This window comes from Serratia marcescens subsp. marcescens ATCC 13880, assembly GCF_017299535.1.
Classification (GTDB): Bacteria; Pseudomonadota; Gammaproteobacteria; order Enterobacterales; family Enterobacteriaceae; genus Serratia; species Serratia marcescens.
The window spans coordinates 3,930,106-3,956,247 of sequence record NZ_CP071238.1; the positions used below are offsets into that span (position 1 = coordinate 3,930,106).

The 26,142-nt window shown below is 56.7% G+C and carries 28 protein-coding genes and 7 pseudogenes; 15 read left to right on the plus strand and 20 right to left on the minus strand.

Translation table 11 applies throughout. The features are described 5' to 3' along the window. Positions 1 to 7: 7 nt before the first annotated feature. From J0F90_RS18770 to J0F90_RS18800, 7 genes and pseudogenes are all read left to right on the plus strand, one after another. Positions 8 to 271, plus strand: coding sequence for a helix-turn-helix transcriptional regulator (locus tag J0F90_RS18770; protein ID WP_033639588.1), 264 nt, complete (start codon positions 8 to 10; stop codon positions 269 to 271). Continuing rightward, a complete protein-coding gene (locus J0F90_RS18775) occupies positions 268 to 513 on the plus strand; it encodes a hypothetical protein (protein ID WP_033639587.1) in 246 nt (81 codons plus the stop codon). Before J0F90_RS18770 ends, J0F90_RS18775 begins: the two co-directional genes overlap by 4 nt. Positions 514 to 518: 5 nt before the next feature. Next, entirely contained in the window at positions 519 to 1,064 is a 546-nt protein-coding gene (locus J0F90_RS18780; protein WP_050503763.1) for a host cell division inhibitor Icd-like protein, read from the plus strand. Further along, entirely contained in the window at positions 1,061 to 1,324 is a 264-nt protein-coding gene (locus tag J0F90_RS18785; RefSeq protein ID WP_033639586.1) for a hypothetical protein, read from the plus strand. Before J0F90_RS18780 ends, J0F90_RS18785 begins: the two co-directional genes overlap by 4 nt. Continuing rightward, positions 1,321 to 1,656 carry a DUF5375 family protein gene (locus tag J0F90_RS18790; RefSeq protein WP_033639585.1) on the plus strand — a complete coding sequence of 112 codons (336 nt, stop codon included), beginning with the start codon at positions 1,321 to 1,323 and terminating at the stop codon, positions 1,654 to 1,656. The genes J0F90_RS18785 and J0F90_RS18790 overlap by 4 nt, the downstream gene beginning before the upstream one ends. Positions 1,657 to 1,666: 10 nt before the next feature. Beyond that, positions 1,667 to 4,000: a primase-helicase zinc-binding domain-containing protein gene (locus J0F90_RS18795; RefSeq protein ID WP_033639584.1), complete on the plus strand. Its 2,334-nt coding sequence runs from the start codon at positions 1,667 to 1,669 to the stop codon at positions 3,998 to 4,000. 42 nt (positions 4,001 to 4,042) lie between these two features. Beyond that, positions 4,043 to 4,732, plus strand: a pseudogene (locus tag J0F90_RS18800) (IS3 family transposase); the annotation flags it as partial. A 140-nt stretch (positions 4,733 to 4,872) separates the two neighbouring features. On the opposite strand, the gene J0F90_RS18805 reads toward J0F90_RS18800, so the two are convergent. From J0F90_RS18805 to J0F90_RS18825, 6 genes and pseudogenes are all read right to left on the minus strand, one after another. After that, positions 4,873 to 5,508, minus strand: coding sequence for a helix-turn-helix transcriptional regulator (locus tag J0F90_RS18805; protein WP_161781919.1), 636 nt, complete (start codon positions 5,506 to 5,508; stop codon positions 4,873 to 4,875). A 40-nt stretch (positions 5,509 to 5,548) separates the two neighbouring features. Next, positions 5,549 to 5,756, minus strand: a pseudogene (locus J0F90_RS24730) (recombinase family protein); the annotation flags it as partial. A gap of 150 nt (positions 5,757 to 5,906) precedes the next feature. Further along, on the minus strand, positions 5,907 to 6,503 hold the full coding sequence (locus J0F90_RS18810) for a DUF1120 domain-containing protein (RefSeq protein ID WP_033639580.1): 597 nt from the start codon (positions 6,501 to 6,503) through the stop codon (positions 5,907 to 5,909). Between the two features lie 9 nt (positions 6,504 to 6,512). Then, entirely contained in the window at positions 6,513 to 8,948 is a 2,436-nt protein-coding gene (locus tag J0F90_RS18815) for a fimbria/pilus outer membrane usher protein (RefSeq protein WP_080286910.1), read from the minus strand. A gap of 16 nt (positions 8,949 to 8,964) precedes the next feature. Beyond that, on the minus strand, positions 8,965 to 9,672 hold the full coding sequence (locus J0F90_RS18820) for a fimbria/pilus chaperone family protein (RefSeq protein ID WP_033639578.1): 708 nt from the start codon (positions 9,670 to 9,672) through the stop codon (positions 8,965 to 8,967). 88 nt (positions 9,673 to 9,760) lie between these two features. Next, positions 9,761 to 10,474 carry a DUF1120 domain-containing protein gene (locus tag J0F90_RS18825; protein WP_033639577.1) on the minus strand — a complete coding sequence of 238 codons (714 nt, stop codon included), beginning with the start codon at positions 10,472 to 10,474 and terminating at the stop codon, positions 9,761 to 9,763. A 1,197-nt stretch (positions 10,475 to 11,671) separates the two neighbouring features. On the opposite strand from J0F90_RS18825, the gene J0F90_RS18830 reads away from it, so the two are divergent. Beyond that, positions 11,672 to 12,223, plus strand: a complete 552-nt coding sequence (locus tag J0F90_RS18830) for a TetR/AcrR family transcriptional regulator (protein WP_033639576.1) — start codon at positions 11,672 to 11,674, stop codon at positions 12,221 to 12,223. A 114-nt stretch (positions 12,224 to 12,337) separates the two neighbouring features. Here the strand turns inward: J0F90_RS18830 and J0F90_RS18835 are convergent, their stop codons facing one another. Beyond that, positions 12,338 to 12,538: an ATP-binding protein gene (locus tag J0F90_RS18835; RefSeq protein ID WP_033641366.1), complete on the minus strand. Its 201-nt coding sequence runs from the start codon at positions 12,536 to 12,538 to the stop codon at positions 12,338 to 12,340. Between the two features lie 479 nt (positions 12,539 to 13,017). On the opposite strand from J0F90_RS18835, the gene J0F90_RS24910 reads away from it, so the two are divergent. From J0F90_RS24910 to J0F90_RS18850, 3 genes and pseudogenes are all read left to right on the plus strand, one after another. Continuing rightward, on the plus strand, positions 13,018 to 13,212 hold the full coding sequence (locus J0F90_RS24910; RefSeq protein WP_161781918.1) for a hypothetical protein: 195 nt from the start codon (positions 13,018 to 13,020) through the stop codon (positions 13,210 to 13,212). 346 nt (positions 13,213 to 13,558) lie between these two features. Then, positions 13,559 to 14,416 (plus strand): annotated as a pseudogene (gene istA, locus J0F90_RS18845) (IS21 family transposase); the annotation flags it as partial. Beyond that, positions 14,416 to 15,063, plus strand: a pseudogene (locus J0F90_RS18850) (ATP-binding protein). The pseudogenes istA and J0F90_RS18850, both read left to right, overlap by 1 nt. Positions 15,064 to 15,076: 13 nt before the next feature. Here the strand turns inward: J0F90_RS18850 and J0F90_RS18855 are convergent. From J0F90_RS18855 to J0F90_RS24745, 4 genes and pseudogenes are all read right to left on the minus strand, one after another. Next, positions 15,077 to 15,385: an IS3 family transposase gene (locus J0F90_RS18855; protein ID WP_050072207.1), complete on the minus strand. Its 309-nt coding sequence runs from the start codon at positions 15,383 to 15,385 to the stop codon at positions 15,077 to 15,079. Next, positions 15,386 to 15,784: a helix-turn-helix domain-containing protein gene (locus J0F90_RS24735; RefSeq protein WP_050072206.1), complete on the minus strand. Its 399-nt coding sequence runs from the start codon at positions 15,782 to 15,784 to the stop codon at positions 15,386 to 15,388. 148 nt (positions 15,785 to 15,932) lie between these two features. Next, positions 15,933 to 16,166 (minus strand): annotated as a pseudogene (locus tag J0F90_RS24740) (IS3 family transposase); the annotation flags it as partial. Continuing rightward, the gene (locus J0F90_RS24745) at positions 16,105 to 16,263 is read right to left on the minus strand and encodes a hypothetical protein (RefSeq protein ID WP_227944632.1); all 159 of its coding nucleotides are present in this window, start codon (positions 16,261 to 16,263) and stop codon (positions 16,105 to 16,107) included. The gene J0F90_RS24745 and the pseudogene J0F90_RS24740, both read right to left, overlap by 62 nt. A 768-nt stretch (positions 16,264 to 17,031) precedes the next feature. On the opposite strand from J0F90_RS24745, the gene J0F90_RS18865 reads away from it, so the two are divergent. Then, positions 17,032 to 17,193, plus strand: coding sequence for a hypothetical protein (locus tag J0F90_RS18865; RefSeq protein WP_154232124.1), 162 nt, complete (start codon positions 17,032 to 17,034; stop codon positions 17,191 to 17,193). Between the two features lie 12 nt (positions 17,194 to 17,205). Here J0F90_RS18865 and J0F90_RS18870 read toward each other — a convergent pair. From J0F90_RS18870 to J0F90_RS18880, 3 genes and pseudogenes are all read right to left on the minus strand, one after another. Further along, positions 17,206 to 18,371, minus strand: a protein-coding gene (locus tag J0F90_RS18870; protein WP_103086435.1) for an IS3 family transposase whose coding sequence is annotated in 2 segments (ribosomal slippage) — positions 17,206 to 18,107 and positions 18,107 to 18,371 — 1,167 coding nt in all. Because the reading frame shifts where the segments join, the coding sequence is not laid out codon by codon here. Positions 18,372 to 18,529: 158 nt separating this feature from the next. Further along, positions 18,530 to 18,859: pseudogene (gene istB / locus J0F90_RS18875) on the minus strand (IS21-like element ISSen3 family helper ATPase IstB); the annotation flags it as partial. After that, positions 18,852 to 19,181 (minus strand): annotated as a pseudogene (locus tag J0F90_RS18880) (helix-turn-helix domain-containing protein); the annotation flags it as partial. The pseudogenes istB and J0F90_RS18880, both read right to left, overlap by 8 nt. A gap of 101 nt (positions 19,182 to 19,282) precedes the next feature. Between J0F90_RS18880 and J0F90_RS18885 the strand changes: the two are divergent. Further along, positions 19,283 to 19,798 carry a hypothetical protein gene (locus J0F90_RS18885; RefSeq protein ID WP_229601626.1) on the plus strand — a complete coding sequence of 172 codons (516 nt, stop codon included), beginning with the start codon at positions 19,283 to 19,285 and terminating at the stop codon, positions 19,796 to 19,798. A 247-nt stretch (positions 19,799 to 20,045) separates the two neighbouring features. On the opposite strand, the gene J0F90_RS18890 is transcribed toward J0F90_RS18885, so the two are convergent. The 4 genes from J0F90_RS18890 to J0F90_RS18905 all read right to left on the minus strand — a co-directional run bounded on the left by J0F90_RS18890 (position 20,046) and on the right by J0F90_RS18905 (position 23,205). Continuing rightward, a complete protein-coding gene (locus J0F90_RS18890; protein WP_033639570.1) occupies positions 20,046 to 20,393 on the minus strand; it encodes a DUF6404 family protein in 348 nt (115 codons plus the stop codon). A 103-nt stretch (positions 20,394 to 20,496) separates the two neighbouring features. Further along, a complete protein-coding gene (locus J0F90_RS18895; RefSeq protein ID WP_080286909.1) occupies positions 20,497 to 22,110 on the minus strand; it encodes a DUF2534 family protein in 1,614 nt (537 codons plus the stop codon). A gap of 119 nt (positions 22,111 to 22,229) precedes the next feature. Then, entirely contained in the window at positions 22,230 to 22,640 is a 411-nt protein-coding gene (locus J0F90_RS18900; RefSeq protein WP_033639566.1) for a DUF2946 domain-containing protein, read from the minus strand. Between the two features lie 112 nt (positions 22,641 to 22,752). Next, positions 22,753 to 23,205, minus strand: a complete 453-nt coding sequence (locus tag J0F90_RS18905; protein ID WP_080286908.1) for a GNAT family N-acetyltransferase — start codon at positions 23,203 to 23,205, stop codon at positions 22,753 to 22,755. A gap of 100 nt (positions 23,206 to 23,305) precedes the next feature. Here J0F90_RS18905 and J0F90_RS18910 point away from each other — a divergent pair, with 100 nt between their 5' ends. Continuing rightward, positions 23,306 to 24,040 carry a class I SAM-dependent methyltransferase gene (locus J0F90_RS18910; protein ID WP_033639563.1) on the plus strand — a complete coding sequence of 245 codons (735 nt, stop codon included), beginning with the start codon at positions 23,306 to 23,308 and terminating at the stop codon, positions 24,038 to 24,040. 73 nt (positions 24,041 to 24,113) lie between these two features. Here J0F90_RS18910 and J0F90_RS18915 read toward each other — a convergent pair whose 3' ends face one another. Continuing rightward, a complete protein-coding gene (locus tag J0F90_RS18915; RefSeq protein ID WP_033639562.1) occupies positions 24,114 to 24,611 on the minus strand; it encodes a GNAT family N-acetyltransferase in 498 nt (165 codons plus the stop codon). An 85-nt stretch (positions 24,612 to 24,696) separates the two neighbouring features. On the opposite strand from J0F90_RS18915, the gene J0F90_RS18920 reads away from it, so the two are divergent. Further along, the gene (locus J0F90_RS18920; RefSeq protein WP_033639560.1) at positions 24,697 to 25,623 is read left to right on the plus strand and encodes a LysR substrate-binding domain-containing protein; all 927 of its coding nucleotides are present in this window, start codon (positions 24,697 to 24,699) and stop codon (positions 25,621 to 25,623) included. Here the strand turns inward: J0F90_RS18920 and J0F90_RS18925 are convergent. Beyond that, a complete protein-coding gene (locus J0F90_RS18925; protein WP_033639559.1) occupies positions 25,618 to 26,133 on the minus strand; it encodes a DUF1543 domain-containing protein in 516 nt (171 codons plus the stop codon). The two genes, J0F90_RS18920 and J0F90_RS18925, sit on opposite strands and share 6 nt — an antisense overlap. Positions 26,134 to 26,142: the final 9 nt, after the last annotated feature.

The following is a 26,142-nucleotide window of genomic DNA, read 5'->3' on the forward strand; positions in this document are numbered from 1 at the left end:
CGTTTTTATGATGGCTGTTTCCACCCCCACCCCATCAACCCCGTCGCCGGTTATTCCTGGCAGTTACATCCCGCGCGAGCGCTTTATCCGCCTGCCGGAAGTGCTCTACACCACCGGCCTGTCCCGCTCCACCGTGTACGAGATGATGAGCCGCCGGCAGTTCCCGGCTCAGGTCTCCCTCGGCGGTAAAAACGTCGCCTGGCTGGCCTCCGAGGTCGAGCAGTGGATGGATGAACGTATCGCCAACCGTCACCAGGAGGCTGCCGCATGATGCAATTAACCTTGGGTCGCCAGCATTTCACCCTCGATGAGCGCGACGCGCTGTTTGTGGCGGAAGCTATTCTGTTGCAGCGTAAAGAGCCTGGCGTCGTCTTGCCGGAGCACCGCAGCGAAAAGCACGGCGTTATTCGTCTGACGAGTCGCCAGGCTGAGCCGCGCCTGTTCCATGCCGGGCCGGTGCCGCTGACCTGCGAGGCGGCCGATACTCGCAACGACCAACTGACCGACTGTTGATCACTATGCGATCGATTGAACGTCCGGGGGCGTCTTACGGCTTGCCCCCACGTCCGGCCCTGCGCTATAGTCCTCCCGCTGTCGCAAAATCGGCAGCCGGGCGTGGAAACCCGTGTAACTTACTGGCGACACAACACGCGCCATGCGTGTTTTTTTTCGTCGCAGCCTTTGTGCGCTCATTTTTTGCGCGGTGGATGTTATGCTACCGCAGCAGTCAATCAATGGTGGCTCAGGCGGGGCTGACTTCGGTCAGGCCGGTTTCCAGTAAGGCCGGTATTTCCACCCCCGTCTGGGCTACCACCCATAAGCGTGGAAACTTCGGTGGTAGCAATAACCAATACTTGCTGGAGGCTGCCACCATGGCTACGACCCTCACCCCGACTCACCCTACATTCTGCTTTTTGTTTGCGGCCGTACGCCGGTCTGCGCTGACCGCTTCACCGCGTATCGTGCGCACCGTGGCGGATAGCGAACGCAACGCCCGCCGTAGGCTTTCCCGTGATTACGTGTTGTCCTTTGCCGGTCGTCTGCCGGTTAAGGCGGCAGCATGAACACCCTGGCCGACCGCTACTACCGCGATACCCATTACCCTATTCCGCACGCCGATTTTCTGCGTCTCCAGCATGCGCACGCCACCGGCGTGCTGTTCCTCGACCTGCTGGACACCCTCGACCTCGGCGGACAGCGCCCCGATGCCGTGCAACAGGCATCGTTTGCCTCGGTCATTGCCTTGCTGACCGACCAGCTCGGCCACGTCGTCAACACCTGTGAAACCCTAATCCTTGCCCGCATGGAGGCCACCGCCGCATGAACACTGCATCCTGTTTACCGATTGAAGTCCGTACCGCCGTTTTCCGCCGCGCCGTGGCGCAGGCCTATCTGGACACCTGCGCCTTTTACCGGGTGAGCCTCGGGTACACGCTGGACGAGCTGCAGATGACGATTGCCCTGCGCCTGGAGGGACATTTTGTGCGGCAGCACGGCGCAGAGGATGGCATGGACATGGCGTGTACCATGCTGAGTGACATGGTGCAGCCGGACATTCTGGTGGCCGCACCGCGCCTGACCGCGCAGGGGCAAAAGATGATGGACGAGCTGTGCTGCGAGCGCCTGTCGGCATCGCAGAACGCCACCGTACACTGAGGAGAGAAGGATGAGCGCTCAGTTCGTTTCCCAGACCGTACGCACCGCCACCGGCCAGTGGCCGGTGATACTCCCGGCCCTCGGCATTGCCTTGCAGCCAAACGGCAAGCCGCAGCCGTGCCCGACCTGTGGCGGTAAAGACCGCTTCCGTTTCGACAACCAGGACGGACGCGGCACCTGGTTCTGCAATCAGTGCGGGGCCGGTGACGGCCTCAACCTGGTGGAAAAGGCCCTGTCACTGTCTGCCCGGGCTGCTGCCGAACAGGTGGCCGCCGTGATGGGAGAAAACGCCAACGCTTTGCCACCGGCCGCTGAGGCCGGTCATTCACCACAAGACAAAGCCGAGGCCCAGCGCAAGGCCGCGCGACAGGCACAGGCTCTGGTGGCTGCCGCGCAACCTCAGACCGGCAATGCCTACCTGAGCGCCAAGGGCTGGCCGGAGGCAGAAACCCTGACCTTGCAGGGCCAGCCGCTGCGCGTCGGCGGTATCACCTTCCAGCCCGGTGACCTCTTGCTGCCGCTGCATAATGCCGGGGGAGAGGTGGTCAACGTGCAGCTGATTAACGCCAACGGGGACAAGCGCATGCTGGCAGGCGGGCAGGTGAAAGCCGCCTGCCACACCCTCTGCGGCCCGGACAACGCGGTTATCTGGCTCACCGAAGGCTACGCCACCGGCGTCACCGTGCATCGTCTGACCGGTGAGACGGTGTGCGTGACACTCAGCGCCAACAACCTGGCGGCGGTGGCGGAGCAGCTTCGCAGCCACTACCCGGATGCGCGGCTGCTGTTGGCGGCCGATAATGACCGCAGCGGCACCGGGCAGACCCGCGCCGCCGAGGCGGCCACACTCACCGGCGGTACCCCGGCACTGCCGCCCACGGAAGGCGACTGGAACGACGTTTATGGCCGGGAAGGAGCCGAGACCACGCGCGCCCAGCTCCGGGCGTTCAGCCAGCCGCCGCAGCCCAGCCCATTCGACACGCTGAGCGATGCTGACTTAAAAGCCATGAGCACCAGCGAGAAGGCCGAACTGCTGGCCGAGCACTACGGTAACACCCTGGCGGTGCCGCCGGTGGGGGAAGAGCTGTGCCGCTATACGCGTGGCGCCTGGCAGGTGCTGCCGCACCGGCAGCTGAGCCGGGAGATTGCCGCGCTGTTCCAGAAGGTGCGCGCGCCGTTCTCTGCCGCCGGTATCAACAGCATCCTGGACACCCTCAAGCTGATGGTGCCGCAGATGGGCGACCCGGCTCGCCGGTTGATAGGCTTTCGTAACGGGGTGTTTGATACCGTCAGCGGGCAGTTCGGTGCTCACCGTCAAGAACACTGGCTGCGCACCGTCAACAGCGTGGACTACACGCCGCCGCGCGTCGGGGAGAACCTGGCCGACCATGCACCGCATTTCTGGCAGTGGCTGACGCGGGCCGCCGGAGGCAATCACGACAAGCAGGAACGTATCCTCGCGGCGCTCTTTATGGTGCTGGCCAACCGCTACGACTGGCAACTGTTCCTCGAAGTGACCGGCCCCGGCGGCAGCGGCAAGAGCGTAATGGCCGCCATCGCCCGGCTGCTGGCAGGTAGTGACAACACCACCTCCGCCACCATCGACAACCTGGAGTCGGCGCGCGAACGGGCCAGCGTGGTGGGTTACTCGCTGATACTCCTGCCTGACCAGGAGAAGTGGAGCGGTGACGGCGCGGGCATCAAGGCCATCACCGGTGGCGATGCGGTCGCCATCGACCCGAAATACCGCGACGCCTACGCCGCCCACATCCCGGCAGTGATTTTGGCGGTGAACAACAACCCGATGCAGTTCAGCGACCGCAGCGGCGGCATCTCGCGCCGCCGGGTGATACTGCCATTCCCGGAGGCTATCGCCCCCGAAGAACGCGATCCGCTGCTGCTGGCGAAGATCACCGAAGAGCTGGCCGTGATTGTACGTCACCTGATGCAGCGCTTCGCCAACCCGAATGACGCTCGTACATTGCTCCAGGCACAGCAGAGTTCGGCGGAAGCCCTGGAAATCAAACGGCATGCCGATCCGCTGGTCGATTTTTGTGGTTACCTGACGGTGCTCGGCACCCCGGAAGGGATGATGATCGGCAACGCCAACATCACCCCGCCGAATCCGCGCCGCTACCTCTACCACGCTTACCTGTCGTTTATGGCCGCACGGGGCTATCAGCATGTGATGAACCTGACGGCGTTCGGCCAGGCGGTGCCGCAGACACTGAAAGAGTATGAGCATACGCTGCTGAAACGCCGCACCAAGCAGGGAATACAAACCAATGTGGTATTGAGTGAGGAGTGCGAGGCGGACTGGCTGCCTAAGTGCGGAGTGGTGTGACGATGAGCGGGTAGATCGGCGGAGCCGATCAATAGGCCATTGGTTCGAAAAGTCTGGCGTCAGTTGCAGCGGGAAGGCGTCAGCGTGGCCAGATGCACGATCGCGCGGCTGATGAAGAACATGGTGCTGAGCAGCATGCTGCGGGGTAAAAAAGTACGAACCACTGTCAGCCGGAAAGAGGCTGCGGCAGGCGACCGGGTAAACCGTCAGTTCGTGGCAGAGTGTCCCAATCAGCTTTGGGTGGCAGACTTCACGTACGTGAGTACGTGGCAGGGCTTCGCGTAAGTGGCGTTCATCATCGACGTGTTCGCCGGTGCCATCGTGGTCTGGCGGGTGTCGTCGTCGATGGAGACGACCTTCGTGCTGGATGCACTGGAGCAGGCGCTGTGGGCCCGCCGTTCGTCCGGCACCATCCATCACTCGGATAAAGACTCGCAGTACGTCTCGCTGGCGTACACACAACGACTGCAGGAAGCGGAGTTACTGGCGTCAACGGGCAGCACAGGTGACTCTTATGATAACGCCATGGCCGAAAGCATAAACGCTCTTTACAAAGCGGAGGTGATACACCGGCAGAGCTGGAAAAACCGGCAGGAAGTGGAGCTGGCGACACTGGCATGGGTGGAGTGGTACAACAATCGTCGGCTGCTTGAGCGACTCGGTCATATTCCACCAGTTGAAGCAGAAAAAGCGTATTACACTTCCATCGGGAACAAGGAGCTGGCAGCCTGAGTTCCCGGACTAAAAACTCTCCCACAAACCCGGGGCGGTTCAGTACGGCAGCATCTTGAGATCACAACATAACAGTCTAGGAAAACATCCGCACTTCCCCTTTCCTCACCCGAGGTCAACATCCTCGCATATCGCGTTATTTAACGTCGATGCGTGATAAAAAATTCATTGATCCCCCCGAGTTCCATTTTTTTCAGTGCATTAAGCTTGTGCGTACTGACAGTTTTTACTGAAATAAACCTTTTTATTGCCACCTGCCTAGGCGATAGACCCTGAAGTAAATCCAAAGTTATTTCCGTTTCCATAGGGGTTAAATACTGAACCTCATCGAACGCGCCCCTTTCCGTAGCCCAGGCGGGTGCCGAAGGAATGGCCTTAATCACAGCATGCAACTCCACGCTCATATAATTGACTCTCGAAGAGTCCTGCAAGATATTGCCAATATTACTCAATGCGTCACGCAGCGAAATGATAAAAATAACCCCCATGGCGCGAAGCAATTTCAGAGTAGGTACATGCGCATTGTCCACCATAACGATGACGCGTGGTGGTGAGCTCAACATGATTAATTTCTGTATTAATCGTAGTTCCCCAACCCTACCTGATTGCACATGTACAAACAAATCGTCCAACTCAACATGACGGGTAAATGCGGAATGCGGCGTTAAATGATGATGTGTCATTAATAAAAAACTCAGAGACTCGCGTTCACGCGCAATGCAAGACATTCCTTGCAGGATAAAATTGCATTGACTAAAGATGGCAACTTTTCTCATAACTGGCTTACACATCACATTTTGTTGGTTTTCATTAGCCTTCCAATTTCGATACCACCAGGGTATCGTCGGGGCGAACAACGATCCGCGCCTGATCACCCCGTTCTTTGCCTGTTTGAGCTGGACAGTCCTTTATCTATGTAGAGCCTGTCCGAGGAGATTCCTGGTTTGACCCGCGCTTCCTGCCGGGCAGTCAAATCCAAAAAGCCATTAGCACTGCCCAAACCAGGATCCAGAAAATGGAACACAGGGCTATCACACTGGTGAACACTTTACCGCGATGACTCATTTGTCGCTCCAGACATAAAGGTCGCAAAGAGTCAGCATTGTTTTTTTGCTTCACAAGTGATTCATAAGGGCAGACCCAGTTTGCGGTCAATACGGCCTGCATTGCTCGCTTACTCTAGTGTCAACGTAAACATCGTTTCACTGCGCTGCTGGCTGCCGACACGTGCATCTCCTTCCGCCAGCACCGGTTGTATTTCCAGCCGTACCGTCAGTGCCTTGCCTTCCGCCAGCCTTCCCTGTATAACCGGCGCCAACCGCTGCCCTGTGTTCAAAGCCAGTATGTGCCCCCCGCTCTCCGTAATGACATCGGCAGGCGTTATTGTGCGCAGCTCCACCGCATTGCCGTCCAGCTGCGCATCCAGCAGCCGCAGGCGGGTAGCTCCACGCTCACCGTAACGCAGTCCGCCCAGTTCACTGCCCTCGCCTTCGACCCGTAATCTCATCGTCCGGGAATAGGGGCAGACCACGCTCACCATCAGTGAGCGCGTACCCGGAGACACATTTCCTGCCTCCATGTCTTCCATCTGCCAGCGCGACATCATCCCGTAATCGACCACTGGATTGCTGACCAATAAACTGCAGTGCGTATCCAGCGGCAATGTCGGCATCGGGCTTGATTCCAGGCCGGGGGGCATGGGGTCGGCAGCACTGACGCCTGTGACGCCCATCAACAGGGCCAGTAACCACCGTCCACAAAACACGTTCATCGTTTTTCCTTACCGGCAGGTCGCCGTGGCATTTTCATACAGGGCCGTTGTTTCCGCCGTCTCCGGCAGGTCGAGTTTCATCGTGCACACCGTTTTGCCGGAGCTCTGTACCTCCAGAGCCATCCCCGGCGCTGCATCCGGCACGAAGACCGTACCGTCGTCACCCACCACCGTCACCAGTGCACCCGCTGTGTTGAATACGCTGGCGCCATGCGGCAGGCGTTCGCCATCAGCCATTGCCGTCTTGACCAGCACGCGTCGGGTACGAAGCACATCGAAGTCCACCCGGCCGATGGCTCCCCGAGCCATTTCGCTCTCCTGCCAGGCGTTGCCGATGTCGACATTTTTTGCCAGGCTGCGGGTATCGACCTGAATGGCCGAACGTCGGTAACCGTTCAGCGTCGGTATCACTGCATATCCCCGCCAGTCGGTCCATACCGGTCCCGCCGGTGTATCCAGCCGAACGCCGAACTCTTTGCCCACCCGTGCAATGCCAAAGGTATCGGCCACGCGGTAGGGAGACAGGGTGATACCGTTTTCATGCAGCACGACTGCGCCGCTGGCGCGCGTCGACCAGCTGGTGTAGTTGTCGCTGTCATGGCTGACGCTGGCGTTCAACTGGCTGACCGGCATCACGAAGTCTAGGTTGCCACTGACCGACGTACGGTGATTGCGCAGGTCACGGTCGGTGGCAATACTCCAGCCCCGGTCCTGACTGGTGCGGTCACTGTAGCGAACGCCGGCTCGTGCGCTGCGTTTGGCGGTATTCAGGTAACTGTTGATATCACGGCTTTCTCCCAGCGGCATGCTAAACGACACGTACAGGCGGTCATCCGCCTGACCGCTGAGGGTGCCGGTGTTATGTTCGAGGCTGACCCCCAGGTAGGCGCGACCAAATTGCCGACTCCAACCGCCGCGCAGGTAATCGGTGTTGTTGCCGGTAAAGGTGGTGCTACGTGCCCAAGAGAGTGAAAGGTTGCCCAACCCCTCCATCGACCAATTTATGCCGCTGCCCCACTGGTAACGACTGCGGCTCTGGCTGTTGGGATTGTCCCTGTCGGTCCGTTGCAGTGCATCACTCAGTTCACGATACCCCGCCGTTTGTTGACGTCCATTGACGCTGACGCCAAGACGGTCACTCAAACTGTGGCTGAGCAGGGCTGACAGCAGTGTGCCGGTATTGCCATGATCCGCATCCTGTGCCAGGGTGCTTTGCAGGCTGAGGCGGGTCGGGTTAAACAGCTGAGTATCCAGATTCAGCGATCCGGCACGATAAGAGGCAGAGCCCAGCACGCCGGCATTCAGGCTGGTGAAAGGCGTGAGTTGCCAGCCGGAGGCTACCGTACCCAGCAGCGGTGCCTTGCCGTCCTGCTGCTCGAGCCGGCCGGCGCCGAATGACAGTCCTGGTGAAACCAACGGCGCACGCGCCAGCAAGGTGGCAGCCGGCACAATGAATTGCCGCATCTCACCGTTGCTGCTGGTCAGGGTGACTATCAGGTCAGTACGGGTGTTCAGCAGGGAAAAGCCTTGTAGCCGGAAAGGCCCGGCCGGCACTGCGGTACTGTACACCAGCACGCCGGACTGACGAACCTCAACCACGGACTGCGTCTGTGCAACCCCCTCGACCAGCCCGGCGCCACCCTGGACGGACGTCAGCGCCAACTCGGGAAACAGCTGGAAGCCCAGTACCTGACCGGTGCCGAACAGGGAGTTGGAGAGACTGACCTGGCCGGCCTGCAGCACCTTTTGAATGCCGACGAAACTGCGCTGCACATAGGCGGCCTGGTGATTGATGTGGCCTTCGCCATTGAAGCGAGTAAAGGTCTGGCGACTGCGGACTATCCAGTCACCGGCATTGAATCCAGCTTCGGTTCCGAGCTGGACAAAGTTGAGCCCGCTGGCGGCGCCGGAGGAGCTCAGATACTGGGCCTCATAGTTGAGCATGCCTGCCACGCCACCGTGCTGCCAGTTGCCGTCTTCTGCGCCCGGCGCGCTAAGCGCTTCAGGCGGCACGACCAGCATGACCCTGCCTTCGCTCGGTTCGAGATGTATCTCGGCCTGCGGCCAGGCGCGTTGCAGGTCAAAGCAGGGGGCGTTGTCCGCATGACTGGGGGATGACACCAGCCCGGCAGCCCGCAGAAAGGTAGGGGTTGCGCACAGCGCTCCCCTTTCATCAAATCGCACCCGTACCCGCCCGCGAGGATTGCCGTTGACGAAGAGCGCAACGGTATTCTCACCGGGCAGAAAGCGCGGGGCCTGGCCAAATAGAGCCGCAATGACAGGGTCCATGCCGCGCTCGCTCAATGTATCGGGATCGAAAACCAGGTTATCGTGGCTGTGAGTCTCATCGGCCGCCCAGGTAGGGGCGGTACAGAGTATGACCATCAGCAGTAAGAGCAAATGACGACGCGGCTGGCACTGACAATGGCGTACCGAGATCAACATCCTGTCCACCTTCTATTTACGGCGCCAGCGGCGCTTCATAGCTGTCAACGGTAAAACCCCAAGTGGTGGCCGGGGAGATGCGTACTTTACTGGCCGTTTCGGCGCTGGTATCACCGAACTTCGTCTGCTGGGTCAGCATCAATTGCTGGCCAGGCAGTACATAAGCGTTTGGCAACAACCAGATCCTCTTGTCAGGCAGCGTGGTCACCTCCTGCCCCAGACGCACGACATACGGAGATGAATTGCTGACGCTCAAGACTCCGGCCTTGAGCGACCATATCAGGCGTTTCCAGGGCGCTTCATCGCGGGTCAGGTTGGCTGGGCGAATAATGACCGGCAGGTTCTGCCGCACCGTCATGCGTACTACGTTCTTGTTTTTCTCCTGCGGCGGCACCCCTTCAAACACCACGCGCTTGAGGCGCTCTGTTTTTAGCGGAGCTTTGGTAGTCAGCATAAAGCGTACACGCTGGGTCTTGCCGGGTTCGACGCGGGCAACCGGCGGCGTCACGGCCAACAGTTTTTCGGTGTCCTGTTCGATATTCTGCAAACTAGTCAGCAGCAGGACGGGAAAGTTATCGGTGTTTTGCAGGTTGATTGCGCCTTCTCCATCTTCTTCCTCAACGATAACGACCGACGTCTCGGGCAGCATGCCCGAGGCCTGGACACCCGCAGAAAGCAGCCACAGAGCAACGACGGTCGCAGTGCAAAAGACAGAAAGATTCATAAGTGAAATTATCCGTGTCAAAACGAAAAGAAACTAAAACAACTATTAGTTATCAAAAGACCGGGCCCGGGCCCGGTCAGCAGAAGTATTACAGGTAGACCAATTCCAGGCTGGTCAAGCCGTCGAGATTGATGGGCTTGGAGAGGTCAAGCTCGGAGGTTTTGGTGATGTAGGCCTGGACCCCCAGTTTGCCAGCGACGGTAGTGAAAGCCATTGGGGTAAGCGTACCTTTTGGAGCCCAAGAAATTTGCAATTCTTTGTAAATTGTGCTAAATAAGCTACCTGCCCCGAGATTGGCAGAGGGGACCCAAACACCGGTAATTGCGCTGCGCGTAATGGTATCTGCATTATTACCGTCCACAGTGTAGGTTCCAGGTACCAATCGGATGCCATACCCTCCGATATTTTTACCGTCTGATGCCCCCAGGCCTGCCACACCAAGCGCTGGTGTTCCAAAGAGAGTTCCAGCAAATATATCGTAGTCACCAGCAGTTGATTTAGTTACATCTGTTGCAGTATCGGCTTTCGAGCCAACGGCGTGAATGGCTACCTTGGCTGGAGCGTCGCAGGTAATACTAAAATCAACCTGCTTTTCACCCAGAACAGTAAAAGTGGTATTACTAAGAGACGCAGGCGCAATATTGCCGTAGTCGATGGTCCCGCCCCCGCCCAGCGTTGGTTTGCAAGCCGTCGGGGTAATGGTACCGATGACTTTCACATCAATGCTCTCGGCCATGACGGCAGTAGAGGTGGCGGCGAGCACTGCGAGTACGCAGGTGGTCTTTTTGATTGCATTTATCATGTTATATCCCTTTCATATAAGAAGCGTAATGAAACCGGCATGGTACTTTGTGCTCTAAGCCGGCTGATTGCGGTGAGGAACATCTGCACCAGCGGTCAACAACCTCGTGTTATTAAACGCCGAGGCGTTATAAAAAATCATTTATCCCTATGAGTGCCATTTTTTAGCGCCCTGTATTTGCTGAGGATTTTTACTGAGATAACCCGTCTATTTGCCGACTGCCATGGTGATATCCCCTGAAGTAAATCCAGAATGATTTCCATTTCTGTTGGTGTGGAATGACGTATACCGTAAACAGCCCTTTTCCCATAACCCACACAAGTACCCCTATTTTGGCCTCTCACCGAAACGGCATGGAGGTTACAACAATCACAACAATGAGTCAATACGGATTCTTTTGAGTTAATTTAATATATTTTGAGTTTTATTGGATTCATTTTTGAGAGTCAATTCGTTGATCCTGTTTTGGATTTTGAAGGAATAGAGGTCTGTGATAGTGGCGCTAGGGGGCAGTTTGGATATCGAAAAATACTGTATGTTCAGGAAGGCATGAGTAAGTGTGGGACAACTATTTGATGACATAATCGACATTGCCGTAGCAGGAAGCGTCATGCCACGAAAACCGGTATCGTCACGTGGGTGGTTAGTCGTCAACTAGTCTTGCGTCGATAGAAAACTTCTGCCGATACATCGCTGTATGCACTTCACTTTATTGTTTACCCATGACCCGTGTCCCAAGGTGGCATGGCTCTGTTCCAGGCCCCGTTGGTGGTTGGCGGTAGTTAGGGGGGCTTCGCCGTCACGATGCGTGCCGGTAGATAGGTAGGTAGGTAGGGTCAGCATAGCTGCGCTGCTGGTATGGAGGCCTGAGGGGATGAGCTCACACACCAGTTGCAGTCAATGGGCCGCAGTGTTTCGATAACGTCAAAGGCGTTACTGATGAGCTCCAGTGACTCCGAAACATCACAGTCCATAGGGCCAGGCCAAGGCTACTCCCACAGGCTGGACGGACTTTTTCCGCAGGCAGCAATGCGCACAACAATGAGTCACTTTTGACTCTTATGTGATTAATATGACACTAATAACAAAATTTTTTACATGATATAGCTGTTGGGATTCATTTAAGTTTGTTTAGATTTATGAGAGAATTGAGGCTATTGATGATGAGAAGAACACAAAGTGGGAATATAACGCGCGATGGGAAAAGTTGTATATGAAGATGACAACAAGCTTCTGGCGGCTTTGGCACGAGCAATGGTTGAGCGCCCCAAAGCCAACTTGCATGAGTTAGCAAAGGCTGTAGGAATTAGTAAAGCAACCCTATATCGATTCTGCAAGACACGCGAGCTTTTAATAGAGAGATTGCTACAGAGTGCAAATCATGCGATTAGTAAAGCTATTCATGATGCCGGTTTGGATGATGAATCACCGCTTGAAGCGCTTAGGAGACTATCTAATGGCGTTATAAATAATCAAGAGTTTATGATGTTTTTGCTGTACAACTGGGACCCTGATAGGCCAATGGGAATTGAATCTCCAACAGATTGGTATTCAGCGTTGGACGGTTTTTTTCTGCGAGGGCAACAGTTGGGGGTTTTTCGTATTGATATTGCCGCGGCTGCGATGAGTGAGTTTTGGTTTTCCATACTGATTGGGCTTCAGGATGCTGAGCGTCGCGGGCGTGTCGCGAGAATGGGGCTATCCACGCTTGTGGAATCGGTATTCTTACAGGGTGTTGCTAGGGTATAACATATTAGGCGTCAATTACTTTTGCCGATCTGACGTAAACTACAATGGCCGCTCCTGTACCACCATTTAGATGTTTACTGCGTTGAGGTCTTTTCCTGTAGTTTTTCCTTGTATTTAGAATAAATAATAGTGATGGAGCGGCCGGTCTACTGCCGCTGCCGCCATCGATTCATCCACGAAGATACAGCCCCAGGTGCTGACCGGATGGTTACGGGTGATGATGAGGCTTTCTCTTTCGTACCTGTGGGCGATAAGCTTGAACAGCATCCCCGTTTCTGCATTATCCCGCTTGGCGTAACCGGGGTCGTCTATCATTATCACACGATAGCGATCACAGCTTCAGAATTACTTCGTTAAGTCTCAGCAACAACCGGCCTGTTTCAGCGCAAACGCAATCTGTTCTTCGGTATAACGGGTCTTTTTCATGGCGATGTGCCTCGCTGTGAGAGGGAAGAACGACCGGATGCTTCAGTTTAAACTGGTACTGTTTTCAAGGAGGAAATCAAGGCCAACAGCCGTCTCCAAAATTTATGTGAGGCAGGAACGACGATGGAGGCCGCAGGGTTGTTATGGTAGCTCTGAAGAGTCCCCTTACTTTTTTGTATGAATCTTTTGTTAATCTCTTGAATCCATATTGATTCTTTTGTGGGGTGGTTATATGGTAAAGTCCTTGCATTTTTGGGTTTGTGCGCAATAAGGTGATTCGTTTATTGTTACACGTCCAATATGCATTGGGATGCAGGTTCACATCTGAAATTAGTATGACTCGTAATTCCAACTCACTTGGAGAGTATATGAAAAAGTTATTGTGTATCTTAGTTATATCAATTTCATTTCCTATTCATGTGTTTGCCTCTGATTATGGCAAGTGTGAAGATTATCGGTCGGCAATAAAATCATTCTGCAAGAATAAATCAGGAACATGGAAGGATGGTACCGCAGGGGCTTGTTTGGGCGCTCAGATAGGTTATGCCAGGTACAATTGTTAAAAAATGGACAAAGGCCTGTGATTTAATAAAAGTTGGAGCCTTTGGTACCAATTGTAAACTGTCTTCTGGGGGCGAGATGAACATTATGTGGGAAATGCCAATAGTATTCCTACGTTAAATGTGTTTCCTTTCGCTTAACTCCAACTAGTTACCAGCACGACTACGGAACGTTTCCAGCAAAGCTTCGGCCTGTACGACGATGTCATCGTTCGACATCAAATCGCAGCGCTTGCTATGACGCTCCGCGTCGTGCTGTTCATGGTTAGGAGATTGGATCGTATCTTTTGAGAGCGGCTGACCATAAACGGTAGCGCGCTGTATTAATCAACGGGGAGCAGGTCAGGGTAAAAAGACCGTGCGCTTCGAAACCCAGCCAGGTTACCAGTTGCAGCATGACTGGGGAGAAATCGAAGCGGAGGTGGCCGGTGAACGCTGCAAAATCAACTTCGCCGTGAACTCGCTGGGTTACTCGCGTCGCCTCCACGCCTTTGCGGCGCCGAGCCAGGATGCGGAGCACACCTACGAGTCCCTGGTGTGGACCTTCCGTTACTTCGGCGGCGGCGTGAAAACCGTGCTGGTCGACAATCAGAAAGCAGCCGTGTTGAAAAATCACAACGGCAATGTGGTGTTTAACGCCAGCTTCCTGCAACTGGCGCAGCACTATGACTTCCAGCCCCGGGCTTGTCGCCCCCGCCGAGCGCGAACCAGGGGCAAGGTTGAACGCATGGTCGAATACCTCAAGTACAACTTCTTCGTCCGTTACACGCAGTTCGACAGCTTCGCGCACGTTAACCTGTTGCTGGAGCAGTGGCTTGCCGAGGCCGCGGACCAGCGTGAACTGCGCCAGTTCAGGCAAACGCCGGCGACCCACTTCGAGGAAGAAAAAGCGCACCTGCAGGCGTTGCCGGCATCGGACTTCGATACCAGCTACTTCGACATCCGTCACGTAGCCTGGGATGGCTATATCGAGGTACGAGGTAATCGTTACTCCGTGCTGGAGGCCTGGTGTGGCCGCCCGGTCTCCATCCGGATCACGCTGGATGATGAACTGAGGATCTACGGCAATGAGCAGCTTGTGGCCACTCATCGTCGAAACAATCGTGGTGCCGGGTGGCAGACCGTTCCGGAGCACCATGCCCCGCTGTGGCAACAGGTGAGCATGGTAGAACACCGACCGCTGAGTGCTTATGAGGAGCTGTTGTGATGCATGAACTGGAGACGCTGCTGGGCCGTCTGAAAATGGAGCATCTGGGGGATCAGGTGGAAAGCCTGCTGGAGTAGGCGGCGAAGGAAGAACTCAACTACCGCGAGTTCCTGTGCCGCGCGCTGCAACAGGAATGGAGCGGGCGCCATCAACGCGGCATGGAGTCCCGGCTGAAGCAAGCCCGGCTCCCCTGGGTGAAAACGCTGAAGCAGTTCGACTTCAGCTTCCAGCCGGGCATCGACCGTAAGGTGGTGAGAGAGCTTGCCGGCCTGGCGTTCGTAGAGCGAAGCGAAAACGTGATCCTGCAGGGCCCCCCGGGCGTGGGTAAAACGCATCTGGCGGTGGCGCTGGGCGTAAAGGCAGCCGATGCAGGGCATCGGGTCCTGTTCATGCCGCTGAATCGGCGTTACGAGAAGGCAAGCATCATCCTGACCTCGAACAAGGGGTTCGCTGACTGGGGAGAGATGTTCGGCGACAACGTGCTAGCCACGGCGATCCTGGACAGGTTACTGCATCACTCAACGACGCTGAATATCAAGGGGGAGAGCTACCGGCTAAGAGAGAAACGAAAAGCTGGCGTGCTGAGCAAGAAGCTGGCGCCAGAAAACAACGAGGTATCGCTGGAGAAAATCGGTCAACCTGGTTAATGAATAGCGGACATTAAAATGGTGAGAAGCGGCCAAATATCGTGGCGTTGACAGACGCCGTTATCTTCAGCTCCGCAAGCTTCACCTGCAGCACCTGCGACTTCATTGGCGCACCTTTATCTGCATGCAGCACCAGCGGCTCCTGCCAGCAGCGCTCACTCAGCACCGTCCGTTTCAGCAGCTCTGCCGCATAGTCGCCGCTTTCCACCCGATGCACTTCGTAACCCACGATTTTGCGGCTGAACACGTCTTCTATCAGATACAGGTAAAACCAGTGACCCGTCGTCAGCGACTTCAGCCAGGTGGTATCCCATGACCACACCTACCTGGGGGCCCTCGCCTTCCAGGTCGACAGTGGCTTGCTCTGCGGGGCCTTCTGTCGGCTACGGTGCGTCGTTTCACCCGCCCGCCGCAGCACCCACTCGCTGGCGATATAGCGCTTCTCATCGGCCAGCGCAGGCACGATTTGCGACGGTAGCAGACTGGCGAATCTCGGTTCATGGCAGATGGCCAGCACCTGCTGTTCCTTTTCTGCACTGAGCTTGTTTTTCGGGGGCGGTCGTGGCGTCGAGGTTCTCCGGTCATCCGGTATCTGTTGCCAGCGCTGGAACGTCCGTTCGCTTATAACGACACGATGACAGGCTTCGTGCTGTCGGGCACCGGTGGCAACAGCCTCCAGCACCATCGTTATCATCCGCAACCTGTCGGCAGTACGCGTCATTCGGCCTCACGTTCTTCGACGAAGAACGCCCTGAGTTTTTTTCCAGTATCAACAGTGCGGCGGCTTCGGCCAGCGCCTTGTCCTTGCGGGCTATTTCGCGGTTAAGCTGTTGGTTCTCTTTCTCTAATCGTTTTATCTCTGCTTTTTCTTCACACGGGTATGGCTGCATTAACTCGTCCTTCCACTGCTGAATTTGCTCAGGATACAGGCCCTTACGGCGACAGTATTCAGCCACAGCATGGGCAGAAAGCGGTGCTGTTTCAACCAGTACAGCAAAGCGAGCTTCCTGAGACCATTGCTTCGGAAGTTTAAGACCAGAGTCAGCGCTCCAGGTCGTAATGCCTGCCTGAGAGCGCCAGCCATAAAGCGTGTTGGCTGGAATACCTTCCTGCCGGGTAACCTCGTTTATCGACAAAATTATGCGGCGGCAACATTTTGGCGATCACAGCCGCTTTACGCTCAGGTGAATAGATGTTCATTGTCGTCTCTCCAGACCCCTGGATTTTTTCACTCAGAGGCGACAACTACCCTGACATGGGGGGATAGCCAGGGTCGCCTTTATTTTCGATGTATCGCCCACCGCCGCCCGGAACTACGTGTGACGCGGTGAGACGTTCTTCTCGAGGCACCGAAACGCATTTTCTCGTAGGTGATAGATAACCTAGACCACGACCAGAAATGCACGCCAAATCATGATCGATTCAGATGCCATTTTGCACTAGACGGTACCGCAGATGCTGAAGGGGTATGAGCAGACGTAGGTGAAACACCGCACCAGGCAGACAAGCTAATATCGAGAGAGGAATGTGATGCAGACTGGCTACCGAAGTGTGACGATGAGTGATTCGATCGGCCGGGCCGCTCAATAGGCCATTATTGATCTGCCGAACCCGTTGGACGCTCAATCGCCACGCCGCCTATAGTGGCAGTGACCCAAACACACGCAGCAACACCAGGGCATTCTATCGCCCGCTGAACGGTCAATATCATAACGACAAGCGCTCACCAAACCGGCTCCGGCCGGTTTTTTTATGCTTGCGGTTCAGGCTGTTCACCCTGTAGGTGAACAGGGGTGTACACCGAGAAGGTAGCCATACACCCATCAATACATTGAAATAAAAGAATAAATTTAAAAGATGCATAGGGTGAACAGTTTTCCTATAAATCTTTATTTCTGAGCAAAATGGCAAATTGGCTCTATCATGTGGCAGAGCCAAAACAGACTCTTTGATGGGATAACCGTTAAGATGGAAACGACCAAGAAAATAATTTTGGAAGGTTTAGAACGGCATGATTTAAGCGAACTACCCGGCCGTCCTTATGATTGTTCCTTCGAATTGTTAGCAGCTAAACCAGCAAGAAAGCGTTTAATCATGGTCGGGTTCAACGGCTCATCAGCAGATGTGTAGTGGTTCACAAAATCAGGACACCTTCGTAGCCTCTTTCCATTGTTTTTCGTACTCGCAGGGGGATAACCCTCCGTTATATTTATGTGGCCTAATCTGGTTGTACCAGGTTTGTAGCCAGCTCTGAATATCCTGCGAGGCATGATGCAGATCTTTATACGCTGTGCTCGGTATCCATTCACTTTTCAGACTTCGGAACACCCTTTCCATCGGTGAGTTATCCAGGCAGTTTCCTCGGCGACTCATGCTTTGCATTACCCCACTTCGCCATAATAACTGTCTGTATTGTTTGCTTTTATACTGACAGCCCTGGTCTGAATGAAAGAGCAGTCGCCCATGACGCCGCCGTGTCTCCAGGGCATTACGCATCGCGCGACAGGCTAGATTCGCATCCGGTGATAACGAGAGTGCCGAGCCCACCACGCGGCGTGAATAAAGATCGACGACCAACGCAAGGTAACACCAACCGCCATGGAGGCGGATATAGCTGATGTCTCCACACCATACCTGGTTCGGTGAGGCCGGCATAAATCGCCTTTTCAGCAGGTTTGGCGAGGCGACTGCTTCTTCTCGGGCTCCACGATACCGGTGCTTCCCCGGTTGGCGACTGAGTAAACCACATTCCTGCATCAGTTTTCTGGCCAACCAGCGCCCAATGGCATAACCCTTCCTGCGCATCAGCAAACTTAACGTCCTGCTGCCGGCGGACCCGCGGCTAAGCTGATGTAACGCCCGGATCTGTGCTCGCAGTTCCAGGCGTTCGGCATCAACACGTTGGTACCGCGATGCGTAATAAACGCTGCGCGGCATCTTCAACAGACGGCATAATTCTGCTACAGGCCATTTCATTTTTAGCCGTGTGATCAGCGCACAGATTTGACGGGGATTTCGCTCATCAACACGGCTGCCTGCTTTAAAATCTCTTTCTCCATCTCCAGACGGCGAACCTGTTTCTCCAGCTCCTGGATGCGACGCTGGTCTGGTGTCACTGCCACGCCGGCAGGCGTAACCCCCTGGAGCTCGGCTTCATACTGACGGATCCATTTACGAAGCTGGCTGGGATCCAAATCCAGGGCTAGAGCGACATCAACAGCACGCTGTTGGTATTTAGTCACCTGCTCGATGGCTTCCAGCTTGAACTCAGGAGAAAAACGGCGTTTGGTTTGTTTACGTTGGGTCATTACTCGCTTACCTCAATTTTCTGTCGTTACATTAACAGGCTATTGAGGTGTCCGAAATTGCTGAACCACTACAGATGGCGATTTTACAAATGTCAACAACGGGTAAAAAGTGATCCACTTACCGTCACCACCAACGGTCTAATATTGATCCACCTTGTTTACTCAGGATTAGCTTCCGCTATAACCCCGGCCTTTCTTTTCTGCTTTAGCCGATAGTTCTCTCCTTTTATCTGGACTACGCGTGAGTGATGTAAGATCCGGTCCAGCATCGCTGATGTCAGAGCCGCATCCCCGGCGAACGTCTGGTCCCACTGCCCGAACGGCAGGTTGGAGGTCAGTATCATCGCGCTCTTTTCGTAACGTTTGGCTATGACCTGGAAGAACAGCTTGGCTTCCTCCTGACTGAACGGCAGATAGCCTATTTCGTCTATGATGAGCAGTTTTGGGGCCATGACACCGCGATTGAGTGTCGTTTTGTAACGCCCCTGCGGGGAGTCCCTGCGAACGGATGAACTCTCTCAGGATAGTCATACCTCCACGATAGCCCAGCTCCATGATTTCCCTGGCAATAACGGTAGCCGGAATTTTGTAGGGATGCGCATCGCAGATCCGCTTACAGATATAATCGCGATATTCATCGAGCAGTGATGATGATACCGGGCGTGGTGAATACTGCGGCTTTTCAGATTTGGCTTTCAGGTGGCTGCGGACAGTATTGTGCGAAATACCCAGTTCTCTGGCGATGGCCCGGATACTCATTCCCCGCTTGTGCAGGACTTTAATTTCCATACGAATCTCAAAAGTGATCATAAGCTCCCCTGTATTCAGAGGAGCAGATTAACCCCTGGATCAGTTTTCAACCGCTGGGGTGGATCAGTTTTGCACCGTTGGTAACAACAAATGCTGAAGCAGTGATAAACGGTTTTAATTCACCTTGTTTCTTTAATGTTCAGGCAGGTACTGAAGGTGAATGGGGTATCAAACATTTGGCAAACCGCCTGCAATCCGTCCCTGAACAGCTAGGCTTTAGATGGCAAGATACTGTCTATACCAATGCACTACTCTTGTGTTCTAAAGATGCCCTGTCGCTCAAAAAAAGGGCTCAAGAGAGCGCGATTGGCAGTTTGGAGCGACTGATTGAAAAATCGATGGGTTTCTTTGAAAACGTTACCGTCCCCCTATGCAAACCTGAGCTAATTATTGCTTACAGTAACGGAATGAACTCTTACTCAGCAGCTCGCTTGCTTTTAAAAGCATTCGGCGATGGCGATGAGCCCGAGTACATAAGCCGAAACCGCTACTACTCTACGTTCTGCTTTACAGCACGGTTTAAGCAATTCGATGTGCCTGTGGTTGGTATCCGCCACATGTCGCGCTTCAAACCTGATGTGCAGCTCATCAAAAAAGCATGGGATAAAAGACGCTAACAGGTGATGCCAGATTCTAGAATCACCCTCTAAATCGGTCTTACTTTTCTGCATTGGTATACGCTTAGGTATACCAAATAAATCTTAATTCATATTTTTTCTTATTTTACAATGGATTAATAAAATTATTCAGATTCCCCCAGCCCACCAAATACGTCGCCAGTGAACCAGATAGACCCGGCGATAATAGCGAAAAAGCCCACAACTTCGGTTGCGGGCTTTTTTGTGTCTGTTCGTCACCAACGTGTCAAAGATCGTTCCAGTCCGGCAACCTGTTCGCCTTTTTCCGCCAATAGTGGAAAAGCGCCATAAAAAAGCCAAACAGCAGGCCGGCGGCGAGGCTTAATATCAGGGCCTCTTCACCAGTATGTCCCTGATTTTTCCATACCATGAACCACATCAGCACGCCCCACAGCGGGCCAAACCAAATGCCGAAGAACAGCATATTCAGCCAGAAAGGCGCAAACGGCGGCGGTGGCATATTCACGTCCATTCGCCACAGCAAGCGCAAGATTGGCGGCGCATAGTTACTCCGCCACATCTTCTTTTCCTCCATCAGCGCTATCGCCTTATCCCTTTGTTGTTTAAACGTCATCGTTCGCTTCCTTTCAGTGGAAATTACCCATCTGGTGAGATGATACGTGCTTAAGCGCCATTCCCAAATATCCGGCATGCCCACAGGCATGCCGGACGCTACCTCACCGCCCCTCTTTTTCCCCCAGGAAGAAATACCACAGCGGAATGGAAAGCAACAGGGTGAACACCAGCGTATACAGCAACACCATCAGGCTCTGCATGATCACCATCTGGGCGCTCCAGTCGCCGATCGGCAGCTGAAACTGTTCGACGGTGCCGCCGAGGATCGCACGGCCCATCACGCAACCGACCGCTACCGCCACCGTCGCCACCGCCGCGCGGAACTTGCGCACCTCGGCGCGGCGGGCGGCCGCTTCCGGCGTTTCATCCCGCTGGCCTTGCCGCTGGCCGCGCCAGCGCCATACGTCCACCAGCAGCAACGCCGCGAGGCTCACGCCCATTACCGGCAGGCAATAACCCAGCGCCGCTGCTACCAGCAGCGTGCCGGCGCGCGCAGGCAGGGAAAGCGCCAGCCAGGCGGCAACCAGCGTCTGCACCGGATGCTGCGCACCCGCCGCCGGGCGGCGTCTCCACCACATGCGGTAACCCAGCACAATCATCAGGCACAGCCCGAGGCCGAACGCCGCCAGCAGCAGCTGATTCGGCAAGCCGAACAGAATGCCCATGTGGGCGTCGATGCCCCAGCGGGTCAGTTTGGCGATGAGCGGGAAAGTGTCGAACCACACCTGATCGACGACGGCGAAGCTTTGCGGCGCGATGGCGACCGCGTCCACCTGCGTCGGCCAACTGCGATCTACTTCGGTCACCGTCCAGGCTTTGCCCTCGCCTTTCGGCTGACGCAGCTCGACCTTAGCGGCGTCTATTCCAGCGGCGCGCGCGGCGTGCAGCGCCCGATCCCAGTCGCCATTCAGCGCATTGGTCTGTGCGGCAGGGTTCATCTTCATGCCCGGCATCATACCGCGGTGCTCGGCGTGCGGATCGGCCGGCGTCTGCGGCGCATCGGCCTGCAGGCTGGCGTTGACCTGCGGCGTCAGCCAGCCCAGGTTGGCCCGCAGCGTGTCGATGTTGCCGCCGGCCCACTGCGACCAGGTCAACCCGGTGGCCGAGAAGAACAGTAGCCCGGCCAGCAGCGCCACGCCCAGCGTGATATGCCAATGGCGGCTGGCGGCAAAGCCCCCTTTCGCCCTTTTCAGCTTGCGCTTCGGCCGCGTCGCCAGCCACAGCGCCACGCCGCCCAGGGCGGCCACCCACAGCCAGGAGGCCGCCAGTTCGCTGTAGTTGCGCCCCAGATCGCCAAGCAGCAGGCTGCTGTGCAGCTTATCCAGCCAGGTGCGCAGCGGCAGCACGCCGGAGGTGCCGTACACCGTCATATCCCCCTTGATTGCCAGAGTGTAAGGATCGACAAACAGCGCGCGCGACTCGGAAGCGCCCAGATCGGCACTCGCGAACTGCACACGCGTGGTGTCCGTTGCACCGGGCGCCGGGCGCACGGCGTAAATGCGCGCCTCGTCACCCGCCACACGGCGGGCGGCGGCGATCTGGTCGGCCAGCGGTCTCGCGTGCCCGTGCGGCTCGGTAGACAGCGCATCGCGATACAGCGCCTCTTCAAGCTGCGGGGTCAGCACATACAGCGTGCCGGTCAGTGCGGCGACCAGAATAAAAGGGGCGACCAGCAGGCCGATATAAAAATGCAGCCGTCTGATCAGGTTCAGCATCGCGCCTCTCGGCGATGCGGCAGGTGGAGTTTTGGTTATCGAAGACATGGCCTTTCTCGTTTTTCAAACTGTGCGCGCAGGCAAACCGTCCGCAGCGATACGAACGGCGTTACCCATGATCAAGCAATAAGGAAAAACGGCTGGCCGGGCGGCCCGCGCGGGCTTGGCCGCAGAGCAAGGCGCCGAATGGGCGGGGGGACGATGCGCGGCGCGCAAGGCAGGCGCGCGATGCGCGTCATCAGCCACAGCAGCGGGACGAATACCCACAACAGCAGCGGCACGTGGATCAGCAGCTCGCAGTAGCCGCAGAAAATCATCTCCGCCGAGTCCATGCCGTGGTGGCCGGCATACTCGGCGGCGGGCATCGCCATCCCGTGCATGTCGTGCGGCATGGCGGCGTCCGTTTGCATCATGCCGCCCATCATCTGATGGTGCATCAGCGATTTCGACACCACCGGAGCCACAAACAGCAACAGCACCGCCATAATGGCGATGCAGGCGGTGAAGCGTTGCGGTAGCTGGCGTGGCACTCTCATCGCGGCGGCGAATTAACCCGGTCGGTGGCGAACAAGCGGCCAGTGTAACCCGCGAGGCGCGATAAGGTGAATGAAAAGTCAGGTTTGTCTTACACGGCGGCGGCGATCACAGCACCCGCGAATAGACCCGCGAGGCCTCGCCCCAGGGGTGATAGCCGAGCCCGTTATAAACGAAACCGCTGCGCTCGTAGTACCCTTCCAGATCGGTGCACAGGTGCAGCTGCGGGAAGCCCAGCCGGCGGGTTTCCGCCGCTACATGCTCAATCAGTTTGGCGCCGTAGCCTCGGCCGCGCTGCGTCTCTTCTACGTAGAGCGCGCACAGCCAGGGATACAACTCCCCACGGCTGATAAAGTCGTTGGTGATGAGCCCCGCGCAGCCGAGGATCTGGTCATTTTCCATCAGCAGGTACCACTGCGGCAGCGGGTTGGCGGCGCCGAGGCTGCGGTTGATGGCGTCTTCATACATCATCAGCGTCTCTGCCGTGGCCCAGTGCCGCTGAAAATACGCAATGGCGCGCGGCGCCAGCTCGGGCGCTTGCCGCACCGAAATCATGTCCATTGTCATTCCCGTTATTCATGTTGTCAGCGTAGAATTATGCAGCAATATGCACGGTATGGCAGCGGCATTCCGCCGCCGTCATTCACCCCAAGGAGTCATCATGACGCAAAATATCTATGACAATCAGGCTTTCTTCGACGGCTATGCGCAGCTCAGCCGCTCGCAGCACGGTCTGGACGGCGCGCCGGAATGGCCCGCCATCCGCCGCATCCTGCCGGATTTGCAGGGCAAAAGCGTGGTCGATCTCGGCTGCGGCTACGGCTGGTTCTGCCGCAGCGCACGCGAACAGGGCGCAGCCAGCGTGCTGGGGCTGGACGTTTCGGAAAAAATGCTGGCCAAGGCGCGGGAGATGACCGCCGACGCGGGTATCGAGTACCGTCGGCAGGATTTGGCGCAGCTGCAACTGCTGCCGGAAAGTTACGATCTGGTCTACAGCTCGCTGACGCTGCACTACCTCGAGGATTTGCCCGCGCTGTTCGCCACGGTTTACGCCGCGCTGAAACCCGGCGGGCAGTTCATCTTCACCGCCGAGCACCCGATCTATACCGCCCCGGCGCAGCAGGGCTGGCTGACCGACGGCAACGGTCAGAAATCCTGGCCGGTCAACAGTTACCAGCGAGAAGGCCAGCGCGTTTCCAACTGGCTGGCGGAAGGCGTCATCAAGCAGCACCGCACGCTCGGCGGCTATATCAACCCGCTGGCGCAGCAAGGGTTTATCATCCAGCATTTGAACGAATGGGGCCCCAGCGCGCAGCAAATCGCCGCTAACCCGGCGCTGGACGAAGAGCAGGAGCGCCCGATGATCTTCATTCTCGCCGCCCGCAAACCCGCCTGATCCTGACCTGATTCACCCGCAGTAAACCGTTCACACCACCACAGTTGGGGAGGCCGCCTCCCCCCAATGACGGTTACGCCGGCAGCGCCGCGCCGTGCGCCGCGAAGTGCGTCAGCGCCTCGCCCTCCATACGATAACGCACCCACTCGCCCTGCGGCTGCGCGCCGATGCTGAGGTAGAAATCGATGGCCGGTTGGTTCCAGTCCAGCACGCTCCACTCCAGGCGGCCGCACTGCCGTTCGCACGCCAGCCGGGCGATGTGCCGCAGCAGCGTTTTACCGGCGCCCGCGCCGCGATGCTTTGGCGCCACGTACAGGTCTTCCAGATAGATGCCGTTTTTACCCAGCCAGGTGGAGTAACTCATAAAGAACACCGCATAACCCGCCGGCTCGCCGTTCACCGTACAAATCAGCGCTTCGGAACAGGCGCCCGGCCCAAACAAGCTGCGTTCGATGTCTTCCACGCTGGCCAGCACCTGCTCGCGCGCCTTTTCGTACACCGCCAGCTCGATAATCATATCCAGAATCAGTTTGGCGTCGCTTTTTTGCGCCGGGTAAATCTCAATGGTCATGGTAAATCCTGGGTGTGTTGATGACTGTGCTTGCCAGCATATCGCGCCTCAAATACTGTATGAACTGCATTTTTATCAACAGGTAATGAATATTATGCATCTGGATTTGAAGCGTCTCGATCTCAACCTGCTGCTAGTGTTCGAAGCGGTCTATCGGCTGCGATCGGTGACGCGCGCCGCAGCAGAGCTTGCCCTCAGTGCGTCGGCGCTGAGCCACGCGTTGATTCGGCTGCGCAAGGCGCTGGCGGACGAGCTGTTCTACCGGGTCGGCAACGACATGCACCCGACGGTGTATGCCGACAGCCTGGCTCCGACCGTCAGCGAAAGTCTGGCGCTGCTGGCCAAAGGGCTGCATCCGCGCCCGCGCTTCGTCCCCACCGAAAGCCGGGAGAGCTTCACCTTCGCCATTACCGATTACACCGCTTTCGCGGTGTTTCCCGCACTGATGGCGCAGATGCAGCGCCTGGCGCCGGGGTTATCGTTTCAGTTGCGCTATTCCGAGCGCAAGGTGGCGCTGAACGATCTGCTGGCGGGGCGCATCGACTTCGCGCTGGGCTTTACCGAAACCGATGGCGAAAGCTACCCGGAGATCGACGAGGTGAGCTGGCTGGAGGATGAGTATGTGGCGATCTGTTCGCCCGCGTTCAGCGCGAAATACGGCGAGCTGACGCTGGAAAACTACCTGCAGGCGCGTCATCTGGTGGTGACGCCGTGGAACGAACAGCGTGGCGTCATTGACTACCAGCTCGACAAACTGGGGCTGCAGCGCGATATCGCCATCCGCACGCCTTCGCTGCTGGGAGCGCCGTTCATCGTCGCCGACAGCGAACTGGTGATGAGCATGCCGCGTTACGCCGCGCAAAAATTGCGGCAGGCGGCGGCGCTGGATATCCATCCCCTGCCGTTTCCGGTGCCGCCATATCAGATCAAAATCTACCTGCACCGCAAGAACGGCCGGCCTGAGGCCTGCCGCTGGTTGCAGCAACAGCTGCAGGCGCTGGCGGCGTTATAACGCGGGTTCGCCGATTGGCAGATACCCCTGCCACAGCGGCCGGGCCGGTTTCCCGTGCGGGTTGGCCCGCAGATGCACGTGGTAGCCTTGCAGCGCCTGCAGCAGCAGACAGTCGTCCACTTCGGCCAGGTCATCCTTGTGCTGCTGCGCGCTGTCAGTCAGCAGTACCCGTTTGGCTTTCTCTTTCGCCTCGTCGGCGGAGCGCGCCACGAACAGGCCGAACTGGTGCAGTTCCGCCAGCTCATCGCTGCGGTAGCCGCCCACGTTGACGAAAAACAGCTTCTCTTCACCGGCGAACGGAGCAGACTCCAGGCTCACGTCGTAACCGTCCGCCCAGTCGATGCGCGCATAGCCGTCGACATGCACCTTGCGCTTATCGCCGAACCACTTTTCGCGCAGCAGCGGATACGCCTCTTCCGGCCGATCCGCCGCCGCAAACTGCACGTCGTGCAACTCAATATTGGCGCCCGGCGCCGTACCGCCCACATAAAACATCAATAATCCCGGCATGTTAGTCTG